Source organism: Salinimonas iocasae (assembly GCF_006228385.1).
GTDB classification, from domain to species: domain Bacteria; phylum Pseudomonadota; class Gammaproteobacteria; order Enterobacterales; family Alteromonadaceae; genus Alteromonas; species Alteromonas iocasae.
Window position 1 is genome coordinate 3597506 of sequence record NZ_CP039852.1, and the last position, 12564, is coordinate 3610069.

Here is a 12564-nt window from a genome sequence, read left to right on the forward strand (position 1 = left end):
TTCATTGTGCCGTTATTGCCGTTTATATTAATGGCACAATACCCCGCCAGTCCCGCAGCGCTTTAGTCTTAAGCGCTTCAGGTAATGTCACAGTAATGGCACCACATTTGCTGAGCAGTTCTGCGCCAATTCACGGCGCATTACCTGGAGAACTAACATGTCTGCGTTTGATGGACGACTCGGCGTTACCCCTTTAGAAAACGGCTATCAGTTTTCAGTATGGGCTCCCAATGCAAAAGCGGTTGCCCTCACTGGCACATTTAACGACTGGGAAGACCAGTCGATGGAACCTGCCGAGGGCGGAATGTGGTGGTGCATTAATAAGGCTGCCCGTAATGGTCATGAATACAAATTTGTTATCGAAGACAGCCAGGGCAATAAGCTTTCAAAAAACGACCCCAGAGCACGGCATCTGACTAACAGCGTGGGTAACAGTATTATCTATGACGACGATTACGTTTGGCAAACTCACGACTTCCAGCCGCCTGCGCTTCATCAGCAGGTAATTTATGAAATGCACATTGGCACCTTTGGAAAATCCGGAGAAACTTTTGGCACCTTCGATTCAGTTATCGAGCGCTTAGATGCACTGAAAGATCTTGGCATTACGATGATTGAGCTGATGCCAGTGAATGAGTTTGCCGGCGACCAAAGCTGGGGATATAACCCCGCCTACCCGTTCGCTGTTGAGGAAGCCTATGGCGGTCCCGACGGCCTCAAACGCTTTATAGATGCTGCCCATCAGAGCGGTATTGGCGTCATTCTTGACGTAGTGTATAACCACCTTGGTCCCAGCGATTTAGACCTGTGGCAGTTTGATGGCTGGAGTGAAAATGATAAAGGCGGCATTTACTTTTATAATGACGAGCGAAGCAGCACGCCATGGGGGGATACACGCCCCGATTACGGTCGTCAGGAGGTACGCCAGTACTTTATCGATAATGCGCGCATGTGGCTAAGTGAATTTAAAGCTGATGGCTTGCGCATGGATATGGTGCCCTATATGCGAAGCGTATCAGGCATCGATGATGGCAGTGACGATATTCCTGAAGCCTACGTTATGATTAAAGAAATCAATCAGATGGTGGCTGATGAATTTGACCACAAAGTGACTATCGCCGAAGACTTGCACAGCCATCATTTTATCACCGATGCGCCGCCAGAAGGCTGTGGTTATACAGCGCAATGGGACGCCGGCTTTGTGCATCCGGTCAGGGCGGCGCTTACCGCAACGGATGACAGCGGAATTGATGTTAATGCGGTTATTACTGCAGTATCACACACATACAGTCAGCGGCCATTTTCCCGCGTGGTCTACACCGAGTCCCATGATGAAGTTGCCAACGGCCGCGCCCGGGTTGTTGAAGAGGTCGCACCGGGTAATGTAGATGATGACTTTTTTGCTCACAACAAAGCGGTGATAGCTGCGGCTCTGGTACTGACGACATGTGGTATCCCGATGTTATTTCAGGGGCAGGAATTTAAACAGCACGGCTGGTTTAGTGATGTTCATGACATTGACTGGGAACGACGCAAACAATTTAACGATATCGTTGCTGCGTTTACAGCGCTGATTGCACTTCGCACTAACCAACATGGAAACAGTGCGGGGCTCACCGGCGCCTTCACCGAGATAGTACATCAGGATGACGAAAACAAAGTCATAGGATTTATGCGTACCGATGAGCACAATGCCCAGCCAGTATGGGTGTATATGTCGCTGGCCAATCGCACGCTGGAAAACTATTCGCTGTCGGGCTTACCTGAAAATCCGCAATGTCTGTTCGCCTGGCAACATGAAGATGTCACTAACACATTTTCTGTCGAAGGAAGCAGCGCCAGCTTGCTTCCCTATAGTATTTTTATCTTCAGCGGGCAGTAAAACCACCCCATTTTAATAATTCTATTGACCCTGGAGTTTACTCCAGGGTTTATACTTGCCACCATGACTACTGTGGCTACATTAAAAATTGGTGAACTGGCCCGCCAGGCAAATGTCTCGGTGGACACCATTCGCTTCTATGAGAGCAAAGAGCTGATTAGCGCAACCATGCGCTCTGCCAGTGGATATCGTCTGTTTAGTGACGAGGATCGAACACGCCTGCTATTTATTCAGCGTGCCAAGCAAGTTGGTTTTACGTTAGAAGAAATTGGTGAGCTGCTCGCGCTCAAACTTCATCCTGATGACCATACCTGCGAAGAAGTGAAACAGCGTACCGCGCAAAAGCTTCAGAAGGTCAGTGAAAAAATCGCAGAACTGGAGCGTATTCAGCGTTCGCTGAAAACCCTCTATACCGCATGCGGCGGGGGCGCACAAAGCGCTCAACATTGTTCTATCCTGCAGTTACTGGAATCGGATAACCCGTTATGAATGATCTGTATTTGTTAGCTGAAAATTTTCTCGCGCTGTTTATGGAATCGGCCCCGTGGCTACTGCTTGGATTGCTGGTAGCAGCCATCATGCATGAGTTAGTACCGGTATCACTGTTACAGCGCCATATGGGCAGTGACAGTGTGGGCGCGGTTACAAAAGCGGCCGTTATTGGTGCACCGCTGCCATTGTGTTCCTGCGGTGTTATCCCAGCTGCGGTGGGCCTGCGCCGAAGCGGTGCCTCAAAACCGGCCACCGTATCTTTTTTAGTATCTACGCCAGAAACCGGCGTCGACTCGGTATCGGTCTCTTATGCCCTCCTTGGCCCGCTATACGCTATTGTCCGCCCTTTTGCTGCTATTTTTAGTGCAATTTATGCCGGCTTGATGGTGAAGTTTTTTGCGCCCGCTGATGCACCATCCAAACCAGTGGCAGCATCGGCAAACGCATCCTCATGCTGTAGCAGTGCAACCCCCGAGCCCGCTGAAGCGACAGGCTGTTGCGGCACTAAAGATGCGCAAGCCTCGGCGTGTGGCAGTAAACATCCAACGCTGCGGCAGACCCCGGCGCGAGACAAAGCAAAAGCGATGTGGGCGTTCGGCACGGGGCAGCTGCTTTCAGATATCACGCTGTGGCTGCTGTTCGGACTCACTTTGGCAGCTGCGATTCAAACCTGGGTACCCACCGACTTCTTAACGCAGTGGGGTGATGGCGTAATAGCAATGTTGGTCATGGCACTTATCGGCATTCCCATGTATATCTGTGCCACCGCATCAACCCCGCTGGCTGTCGGCTTTCTGGCTGCAGGCTTATCGCCCGGTGCGGTACTGGTATTTTTACTGGCGGGCCCGGCGACAAACGTATCGACCATGGGAATGATGTTAAAAGAGCTGGGTCGGCGCGCATTAATGCTGTACCTGTTTTCTGTTTTAACTGCCAGTATCGCTCTGGGTTATACGCTGAACTGGGCAGTATCAGCGTTCTCACTGCAGCCACTGATTGTAACGGCTGGTGCGATGCATGAACACGGCGAACATACGCAAATTGTCTACGTGATAAGCGCCTTGGTTTTAGCACTGCTTATGGTCAGGAACCTGGCTAATCAGACAATAGAGCATTTTCAGACATCGTCATCCCAATCAGACTGCTGTCATTAGCAAAAACTGCCATGGAAGGCAGATAGTTTCTTTGATGTTATCCGGCGTTTTTCTATTGATTTTTGCTTATTTTTAAAACAATATTGAGCCAATTTGCATCAGGAAGATGCGTTGTACCACGGACTGGCACTATGATTTATTATCCTGCCTCGCGCGCGAGATTCTTTTCCCGGTTATTCAACTGGGCACGTCGCACTACCCGACGTTTTCACCTGTCAGAGACAATCAGAATTTGTCGTCAGCTCATCCACTTCGGACCATGGCGATACAGTATCATTGCTTTAATTCAGTTTTTTCGTGGCCCTGCCCGCTGGCGTCCCACTGACAAATCGCTGATGCCGGAACTTAATGCCAGAGCAATAGCCTCTGCTCTGGACGCAAACGGGGTATATAAAGCGGGGGTTTTGCCGCAGGCGTTTACCGATAGTATGACGCACATTACTGACCAGCTACCTGCCGCTGAATATCATCAGTCCCATGAGGTTAGCCAGCACGTAGCGCAAATTGCCAGTGATCCTGCAATTATCAATGTGGTCAGCGAATACCTGCAATGCGAGCCTGTTCTGATTGAATCTTCTATATTTGTCACCAATCCTGAGACAGGAAAAAAGCCGCTTTCGCAAAATCACTTTCATTATGATTATGCCGGCTGGCAGTCGCTCAATGTGTTTGTTTACCTGACGGATGTCAGCATAACGAGTTCCCACCATGTTGTTATTGCAGGTTCACACAAGCGCATGTCGCTGCGTACATTAATAAGCGGCGGGGTGAGCGACGAGCATGCCTATTCCTCGCTTTATCACGATATAATGCCCATTACCGGAAAGGCCGGCACGGTATTTTTTGAGAATGTGGAATCTTTGCATAAGCGTACTCAGGGAGCCGAACGACGCGTTTTGCTGAACCTGACCTTTACGTCACACCGAAACCTTCTCAGCCATGGCAGAGCCCATCCTCGTCAGCTTAAAAAACGCGATACAATATTTGCCGAGATAACAGAACAAGCCAGCGAGAAAAATCCTGCCGCTGACTTATAGGGTTTTGTATCGCCGCGCGTTACACTTAGCCGACAAAATAGATTTTCAGGCTGGCAAAAAGTGACAAAGGCGAAATGGGTAGTGGGAATCGACGGTGGCGGCACACGATGCCGGGCGCGCCTCGAGTCTGCTCAGGGACAGTTGGTAAAAGAGCTTGAGACAGGCCCTGCAAATGTTGCACAAAATGCCGGGCAGGCTTTTCACTCAGTATCGCAATTATGTGATCAGCTATTACAGCACATTCCCACTGAAGATAGAGCCAACGTGCGCGTAGTTGCTGGCCTGGCGGGTCTCAATATTGACAAGTATGCCACCATTGCGCGGCAGTGGGCACTCCCTTTCGATATCACTTATACCACGGATTTACACATTGCCTGTGCCGGCGCGCACTTACAGCAGACGGGCGCATTGATTATCACAGGCACCGGCAGTTCAGCCTATGTCAAAACCGCCAGCACTGAGAAAATACTGGGTGGCCATGGCTTCCCGTTAGGGGACGAGGCTTCCGGCGCCTGGCTTGGCTGGCAGGCCTTGCAGAGTACGCTGCACTCCCTGGATGGCCTGATTGCGCCCAATGAGCTGGCACAAGAGACCTGCACAACGTTAGGATTGCACACCTGTGAGGCGCTCGTTGCCCACTGTCTGCATTTTCGCTCTGTCGATTACGCCACTCTTGCCCCGCTTGTCATCCAACAGGCTGCGTCGGGTGAATCCGTTAGCAGAGCAATCATGCAAAAAGGCAGTGAGTATCTGACCCGGATTTTTACCCGGATACAGTCATTCACGCCAGGTCGTATAGCAATGACCGGCGGACTGGCGCCTTTATGGCGTCCCTGGCTGGACACGAATGTGCAGGCGGGGTTAGCTGAACCGCTGGCAACGCCTACACAAGGCGCGATATGGTTAGCGCGATCTTCTTCAACTTCAATCTAAAACAGCGCAGATTATGACTGATTATTTTGCCGAAACCCTGTTCGATGGCCGGACCCTGCTAAACAACGTGTTGTTTAGCGAAGATAAAGGGGTGATTACAGCATTTACTCCCGACGCTTCAAAAGCAGATACACAAAATGCCACACATTTGGCCGGGCTTGTCGTGCCGGGCTTTGTTGATATTCAGGTCAACGGAGGCGGTGGTGTGCAATTTAATGATAAGCCCAGCGCGGATACGCTGCACATCATGACCAGGGCCCACCGACAGTTTGGCACCACCAGCATGCTGCCCACCATAATTACCGACGATATAGACATTATGCGCCAGGGTGCGGACGCTGTTGCCGAAGTACATGCGGCGAACCCGTCCAGGGTGGTGGGTATTCACTTTGAGGGCCCACACCTGAGTCAGGCGAAAAAGGGCATGCACAGTGATGCACATTTGCGCCCGCTCACTGATGCCGAAATGACGCTGTTCAGTAGAAAAGAGATAGGTCAGGTTATGGTGACCGTTGCCCCTGAAGCAGTGTCGTGCGAACAAATTAAAGCACTGGTTTCAGCAGGTGTTATTGTCAGTGTGGGTCATACTAATGCCACGTTTGAGCAGTGTATGGCAGCATTTGAAGCAGGCGCGACAGGGGCTACCCACCTGTTCAATGCTATGTCGCCGCTGACCAGCCGCGCACCAGGTGTAGTGGGCGCAGCGCTGTATCATGACAGCGTGTATTGCGGCCTGATTAATGACACGCATCATGTTCATCCGGCAAGCGCTGCAGTGGCGATTCGGGCTAAAGGTACAGACAAAACCATGCTGATTACCGATGCAATGGCGCCTGCAGGCAGCGATATTGATTACTTTGTCTATCAGGGTGTTAATGTCTATCAGCGTGGTGAAACGCTAAATTTGGAAGATGGAACACTGGCAGGCTCAAATCTGACGATGGCAGAGGCTGTGCAAAATACCCATCGCGTAGTAGGAACCGATCTTTACGCGGCCCTGCAAATGGCCACTGCAACGCCATCGGACTTCCTGAAAAATCCCGGTATTGGCCGCCTTGCCGAGGGGTCATGGGCTAACTTTGTGCTGCTGGATGACACTTTAGATGTAATGAACGTTACCTCGGTGTAGGTACCAAACCGGGGCTGCCGCTATACGCAATCCCGCCCGATCAGAAGAAATTATAACGAAGATTTACACCGTAAGTATTTACACCATCGCCAATTGACGCTTCTGCACCCAGCGCAAACTGATCGGTAAAAAAATAATCGGCAGCCACTGATACACCGGTGTCGCTGCCTTCATCCACGTCAATAAACTTAACCGCGCCGCGCAACTCAAAACTGCGCGTCAGCATCGTGCGCACCCCAGCGGTCAGGCCGTAGCCGTTATCGTCGATAGATTCTGAACGACTACCTATTTTGGCAGTCAGTTTTACGTACTCATAACTCAGTGTACCGTACACATCGGTTGAACTGGTTAGCCCGTAACGATAGCCAACGCCCAGCGATGCCTCATCAAAATCCAGATCGAAAGCGTCGACATCATCACTCAGTCGACTAAACGAGCCGTTTAAGAAAATATGATCTGTCAGCGCTTTAGACGCGAAGATTTTCACACCAGAAGGTTGAAAGCCGTCGCTGTTATCAATATCCGCCTGGCTATAGCCAATTGACGCATAATCATAAACAGGCTCTACTGCAGCAGCACCTGCACTGCACAACCCTAATAAAGAGGCCATTAGTACACGTTTCATAACTTATTCCTTTAATAATTCCATATTCGCCTATGTGCGCGAACAGCGAATAGATAGTAACCAGATTAATTGAAGGAATTAAAGTAATTATGCCGTCTCTATCTGTGCAGACAGGTCTCACTATTCATACCTGATAGCTGTAAAAGCGTGATATTACTGTCTTACAACTTTAAAGCTTACGATCCAGGGTTTGCGCTTATCGTATCCCTGTCCCAGGGTCAGTAAGATACGTGCCGGTTCCTGTGGATTTTCCATGGTAGTAGTACGGCTTCTTGGCGCCTCCTCCGTGCTGGCTTGCCAGGTATCCCCAAGACAACGCTGGGTCAGCATTTGTGCATCATCATGAACATTTTGTGCTTCCTGTTCTGATGCATACTGCGCACTACACATGTATTGCATGGTACCGTCACTCGTTTCAACAACCTTACAGTTATCACCCACCAGCTGCGCTTTGGCATTCCAGGAGGTCATAAATTTTGAGCTGACCTCAGCCCCCTTAAGCGGCATAAACCCATTCTCAGCAGAGCGCACTAGTGCCGTGACCTTCTCACAATCAGACATCGCATCGATTTTACTTTGTTGCTCTGATGACATGCCCGAGCAGCCGGCGAGTACGAATGAAAGAAGTAAAGAAGAGGATAAATAGTTGTTCATTAAGGTCTCCGTATCTTTTCACCAGGTAACGAAAAAAGAGACCGCAAACAGACTGCTTCGGCTAACCGACTGTTTATCTTTTTTTGATGATTGTGCAATTTATATAGCAATTATAAGCCAATACGTACAAAGCGCGTGCTTTTGTTTAGTTTATTTTTTATTCAGGACAAACCCGTAATTTTTTACTGTTTTGACCAGCCCACAATTCAGAAAATGGACTTTTCAGCGTGTATCAACTATTTCATTTAAGACACGTCGCTTTGCCTGCCTGGTGATAACGGTGAAAAATAACAATCGACATTGCGGTTGTCTGTTCCTGATTCCAATGGCACTCGTAGTAGTGCTGTCCGGCTGTGCTCGCCTGCCGCCACGAGAAATTCCCGATGAGCCGCCGCTGGTCTCTGTTATTGATTCACCGTTGTATCAGGAAATCGAAAAACTGGGTTTAAAGTACCAGGGGGACTCCGGTTTCGAGCTGTTATCCGACGGAATGGAAGCACTGGCGGTCAGGTTGCGGTTAATTCAGGCAGCGCAGGTCAGCCTGGATGTGCAATATTATATCTGGCATGACGACTTGGTCGGTCAGGTAATGGCGAACCGGTTACTTAAGGCAGCGGATCGGGGTGTTCATATACGTTTATTATTGGACGATCTGGATACCTCCGGCAAAGATAAACCACTGCGAATCCTCTCACACCACCCCAACATTGATGTCCGTCTGTTTAACCCTTTTCCGGACCGCGCATTCCGATGGACCAGTTTTATCAGAGACGGTGCGCGGCTTAATCGTCGCATGCACAATAAATCACTGACTGCAGATGGCGCACTGACCGTGGTCGGGGGCAGAAATATCGGTGATGAATATTTTGATGCCAGCCGAAGTGTACGCTTTTCCGATATTGATGTTTTGGCGGTTGGTCCGGTAGCGCTGAGTGTAAGAGCAGCATTCAACAACTATTGGAAAAGCCGGTACAGCTACCCTATCGAACAGCTTGTAGCGTTGGACGATAATCCTGACGAGGCGCTTCACCAGTTTCGGCTGCGCTCTGAAGCCGCCTATGAAAAAGCCCTGAATAGTGAATATGCTGAAGCTGTTCGGGCGCGCTGGGACGTGGTTGGACGTATAGACGAATCACATAAAGTGAACTGGGGGGACTGGCAGCTTTTTGCCGACAAACCTGAAAAGCTGGATGGTAGTGAGGTTGATGCTAAAACCTATATCGCGCCGCATCTTGGTAAGTTGTTAAATGAGGCAGACACCGAAATACTGTTGATATCGCCTTACATGGTCCCGGGTGACGCATTCACTCGCTTTCTTGCCAAAAAGGTGGCCGAAGGTATCAGCGTATCGATTATGACAAACTCGTTAGCTTCCAATGATGTAGCCATGGTGCATGCCGGGTACAAAAAATATCGCGAACCATTGCTTAAAAGCGGAGTGCGCCTTTACGAGTTTAAACCTACCAGCAGTGTGGAAGATACGCAGCGTATTAATTTGTCATGGCTGGGGTCAACCCGCGCAAGCTTGCACGGTAAGTACTTTATACTGGACAGAGAACAGATGTTTGTTGGCAGCTTCAATATGGATCCGCGTTCGGTGGCATTAAATACCGAAATGGGCATTTTGTATCAGGATAAACAAACCGCGTCACAGATAGCATCATCGTTTGAAAGTTACGTTGAGAACGTGGCGTATGAGCTAAAACTTCGTGATGGCGATATCATCTGGGAAACGACAGAAAACGGAAAACAAGTCATCCTTGATACTGAACCGCAAACCACATGGTGGCAGCGCGTAATGCTGAACATCCTTTCCTGGGTAGCGCCCGAGTCACAGCTCTAGCCCCCTATGTAAGAAAAATGTCATTGTTTGTAATTTGCGCAATTATTTTCTGTCATCTACCCTTTTTAATGACAGCTTTATGAAATGCGTTTTTGTTGGCGTCGTTTTTCGGTAAACCCTGATTGAGTTTAGCCCTGCGTTATCAGCCCCTCCGAAATTTTTTACAACTGCGTTCTTTGTCTTTCTTACCGTTCTGATATGTCGTACCACCTCGGTAATACGTTCAGACTCCCTGATTGATGCAACCGTCCTAGTGAAGTCTTGCGTGTTGCTGGTAATAGGAAATACAAGAAATGACTTTTTTCAGCTATGGAATCCAACTCTCAAAGTATTGTACTGCGACACTGAGCACTCTGCCCCGTATCATTAAACTTATTCCGGTTGCCGGCCTGCTGGGCCTGGTTGGCTGTACCAGTATGCCGGATGAGCAAGCTTCCGACGAATCAGTATCTGTCAGTAACGACAGTCGTCCTTTAAGCAGTTTCGCCATGCAGGCCTCTGAGCAGGCCTGTTATGATCGCACCTCTGAACCCTATACCGCCGTGGTTGATGCACATTTTCATCCGCGACCTTTTGGCGGTCCGGCTATCCCGCCTGATGAACTCTTTGAGTATTTTGATGACACCACTGTCAGGTTCGTCAACTTTTTCGGCATTGGACAGGTTCTTGAACTTGATTCCGGTTGCACCTATTACCTTGACTGTCCCGGCGTAGCCGCTAAACCCAGTATTAAAAATGACTTTGTTAATGGTATGCAGGTGATGGCATATCCGCACGAAAACCTGCACGTGACGTTATCCATGACATTTATGGATTTGGCCCACCCGGAAGATATTACGAAGACGATTGAGCTGTATGATAAGGAATATCCGGATATGTTTACCTGGTCTGGAGAGCTCAATGTTATGAAACAAGCGTTGTTGGGTAATTTGCATGAACCGGCAACGGAAGAGAGCATCGATAACTGGGCGCCGTTTATGGAAGTACTTCGCGAACGCGGTATACCAGTAACCCTGCATTCAGACCTGGGTAACGACAACAATCCCACTGAATTTCTTCCTCTCATGAAGTATGTATTAGCCGCCTACCCCGATAACAAAATTGTTTGGGCGCACATGGGCCTGTCTAAAGAACTGTCCAAAATGAATCCGTACGATCACGTTTCTATCATGAAGGGATTACTGGATGAATACCCTAACCTGATGCTGGATATATCCTGGGATGTGCTTTACAACTCCTACCATGACTGGGGCCCGGTATTTATCAGCTTCTTTAACAGTTACCCAACCCGCATATTGCCTGGTACTGACTTTGTTGCCGCCGGTAACAAAGATTTCGATATGTACGCCAAAGAGCTTGATGTTACCAGTCGCGCGTTAAAGGGCTTAAATGATGAAGCGTTCCGTTTAATCGCATTGGGCGAAAATTATTTCCGGCTGATGGAGCTGGACTACAACGCACCGAATATCTGTCCGACCACGGCGGCACTTCAATAGGAGTATTCTCATGGCTGGCAAACACAGATTTGTCGCCTGTGCCCTGTTGTCCGAAATACTGATTTTCAGTGTCCCCGTGAGCGCAGTCGATAATGACGGCCTGGATGACGAACCCAACCAGCAAAGTGACATAGAACCGCTGGATGTGGAAGATACCGTGCGCCGCGCGTTTTTCGAAGATACTTCATTGGTGCTAAAACCTCGTACCTACTACCTGTCGAGGGATCGTGAAACCGACCCCGACAGTGTCGGCTGGGCGCTGGGTGGTGCACTTGAGTACAAATCCGGATGGTGGCGCGACAGCCTTCGCCTTGCGGCTACCGCATACACATCGCAAAAGCTTTACGGCCCGAGTGACAAGGATGGCACCCTGCTGTTCAAACCCGGTCCGGAAGGGTTCACCGCGCTGGGCGAACTGAATCTGACCTACCGGTTTTCTGACGATCATGGCATCCGCATAGGGCGGCAGCGCTTTGAGCTTCCGTATTTGGGTAGCCACGACATCCGCATGGTTCCCAATACCTTTCAGGGTGTAGCCATCGGCAATGTGTCGCCGGAAGGTTTAGGGTATATGGCCGGGTATGTCGATAAAATTAAGCGTAAAAATGACGATGATTTCATATCAATGTCGCAAGCTGCGGGCGCCGAAAACAGTGATGAGGGTGTGTACTTTGCCGGCGTACGCTACCGCTTTGCCGACGGCCCGTTAGTAGGCGGTATATTTCAGCGCACCGAGGAGGTTTTCGATACGCTGTTTTTAAAAGCCGAGGGACCACTTTACCAGTTCGACACCTATCAGCTAAATGGCTATTTGCAATACACCGATCAGAGCAGCACCGGAGATGCACTTATCGGCGATTTCGATACCTCACTATTATCCGCCAAGCTTGAGCTGGCCGCCGGGCCGGTAAGCTGGCGTATCGCCTACAGTACGACCGATGACAGCTTTGGCATACAAAAGCCCTATGGTAACCCTGCTAACTACCTTTCGGTGATAGTCGATGACTTTGACCGGGCGGGCGAAGATGCCTGGCTCATAGGCGCCTCTTACGATTTTGGCAGAGTCGATGTCGGCCAGTTAAGTGCATTTGCCAATATCGTCAGGGGCGATACACCTGACGCGGGCTCAAATGCCAGTCCGGATGAAACCGAGTACGACATTACCGTCGACTTCCGAGGCCAGCGCGACTGGGCAGAACGACTCTGGGTTCGTGTTCGTGCTGCTTATGTGGATCAGGACGAGGCGCTGGGGGGCAATGACTTTCTGGATTTTCGCATCATCGTTAATTACGACTTTACGCTGTTCTGATGGAGTGTTT

At 49.7% G+C, this 12564-nt stretch carries 11 protein-coding genes; 9 read left to right on the forward strand and 2 right to left on the reverse strand.

The features are described 5' to 3' along the window. Positions 1–157: 157 nt before the first annotated feature. The 6 genes from FBQ74_RS16145 (at position 158) to nagA (ending at position 6627) form a co-directional block, all read left to right on the forward strand. On the forward strand, positions 158–1882 hold the full coding sequence (locus FBQ74_RS16145; RefSeq protein WP_139757638.1) for an alpha-amylase family glycosyl hydrolase: 1725 nt from the start codon (positions 158–160) through the stop codon (positions 1880–1882). A gap of 63 nt (positions 1883–1945) precedes the next feature. Next, entirely contained in the window at positions 1946–2371 is a 426-nt protein-coding gene (gene zntR / locus FBQ74_RS16150) for a Zn(2+)-responsive transcriptional regulator (protein WP_139757639.1), read from the forward strand. Next, positions 2368–3528, forward strand: coding sequence for an SO_0444 family Cu/Zn efflux transporter (locus tag FBQ74_RS16155; protein ID WP_139757640.1), 1161 nt, complete (start codon positions 2368–2370; stop codon positions 3526–3528). The genes zntR and FBQ74_RS16155 overlap by 4 nt, the downstream gene beginning before the upstream one ends. 131 nt (positions 3529–3659) lie before the next feature. Further along, positions 3660–4565 carry a phytanoyl-CoA dioxygenase family protein gene (locus FBQ74_RS16160; RefSeq protein WP_139757641.1) on the forward strand — a complete coding sequence of 302 codons (906 nt, stop codon included), beginning with the start codon at positions 3660–3662 and terminating at the stop codon, positions 4563–4565. Between the two features lie 60 nt (positions 4566–4625). Beyond that, positions 4626–5498 carry a BadF/BadG/BcrA/BcrD ATPase family protein gene (locus tag FBQ74_RS16165; RefSeq protein WP_139757642.1) on the forward strand — a complete coding sequence of 291 codons (873 nt, stop codon included), beginning with the start codon at positions 4626–4628 and terminating at the stop codon, positions 5496–5498. Between the two features lie 13 nt (positions 5499–5511). Then, on the forward strand, positions 5512–6627 hold the full coding sequence (nagA, locus tag FBQ74_RS16170) for an N-acetylglucosamine-6-phosphate deacetylase (protein ID WP_139757643.1): 1116 nt from the start codon (positions 5512–5514) through the stop codon (positions 6625–6627). Positions 6628–6667: 40 nt separating this feature from the next. On the opposite strand, the gene FBQ74_RS16175 is transcribed toward nagA, so the two are convergent. Next, on the reverse strand, positions 6668–7252 hold the full coding sequence (locus FBQ74_RS16175; protein ID WP_139757644.1) for a porin family protein: 585 nt from the start codon (positions 7250–7252) through the stop codon (positions 6668–6670). A 153-nt stretch (positions 7253–7405) separates the two neighbouring features. Beyond that, complete coding sequence (locus FBQ74_RS16180) at positions 7406–7906, reverse strand: hypothetical protein (RefSeq protein ID WP_139757645.1); 501 nt, start codon at positions 7904–7906, stop codon at positions 7406–7408. Positions 7907–8186: 280 nt separating this feature from the next. Here FBQ74_RS16180 and FBQ74_RS16185 point away from each other — a divergent pair, with 280 nt between their 5' ends. The 3 genes from FBQ74_RS16185 to FBQ74_RS16195 all read left to right on the forward strand — a co-directional run bounded on the left by FBQ74_RS16185 (position 8187) and on the right by FBQ74_RS16195 (position 12554). Beyond that, positions 8187–9749: a phospholipase D family protein gene (locus FBQ74_RS16185; RefSeq protein ID WP_139757646.1), complete on the forward strand. Its 1563-nt coding sequence runs from the start codon at positions 8187–8189 to the stop codon at positions 9747–9749. A 293-nt stretch (positions 9750–10042) separates the two neighbouring features. Continuing rightward, positions 10043–11245: an amidohydrolase family protein gene (locus FBQ74_RS16190; RefSeq protein WP_139757647.1), complete on the forward strand. Its 1203-nt coding sequence runs from the start codon at positions 10043–10045 to the stop codon at positions 11243–11245. Between the two features lie 10 nt (positions 11246–11255). Further along, positions 11256–12554, forward strand: a complete 1299-nt coding sequence (locus FBQ74_RS16195) for an OprD family outer membrane porin (protein WP_139757648.1) — start codon at positions 11256–11258, stop codon at positions 12552–12554. Positions 12555–12564 lie beyond the last annotated feature (10 nt).

What these genes read in the sequence shown, in the direction of transcription:
- FBQ74_RS16190 (WP_139757647.1), top strand. Translation starts at nt 10,043, where the DNA reads ATGACTTTTTTCAGCTATGGAATCCAACTCTCAAAGTATTGTACTGCG.
- FBQ74_RS16145 (WP_139757638.1), top strand. Translation starts at nt 158, where the DNA reads ATGTCTGCGTTTGATGGACGACTCGGCGTTACCCCTTTAGAAAACGGC.
- nagA (WP_139757643.1), top strand. Translation starts at nt 5,512, where the DNA reads ATGACTGATTATTTTGCCGAAACCCTGTTCGATGGCCGGACCCTGCTA.
- FBQ74_RS16160 (WP_139757641.1), top strand. Translation starts at nt 3,660, where the DNA reads ATGATTTATTATCCTGCCTCGCGCGCGAGATTCTTTTCCCGGTTATTC.
- FBQ74_RS16195 (WP_139757648.1), top strand. Translation starts at nt 11,256, where the DNA reads ATGGCTGGCAAACACAGATTTGTCGCCTGTGCCCTGTTGTCCGAAATA.
- FBQ74_RS16155 (WP_139757640.1), top strand. Translation starts at nt 2,368, where the DNA reads ATGAATGATCTGTATTTGTTAGCTGAAAATTTTCTCGCGCTGTTTATG.
- FBQ74_RS16180 (WP_139757645.1), bottom strand. Translation starts at nt 7,906, where the DNA reads ATGAACAACTATTTATCCTCTTCTTTACTTCTTTCATTCGTACTCGCC.
- zntR (WP_139757639.1), top strand. Translation starts at nt 1,946, where the DNA reads ATGACTACTGTGGCTACATTAAAAATTGGTGAACTGGCCCGCCAGGCA.
- FBQ74_RS16175 (WP_139757644.1), bottom strand. Translation starts at nt 7,252, where the DNA reads ATGAAACGTGTACTAATGGCCTCTTTATTAGGGTTGTGCAGTGCAGGT.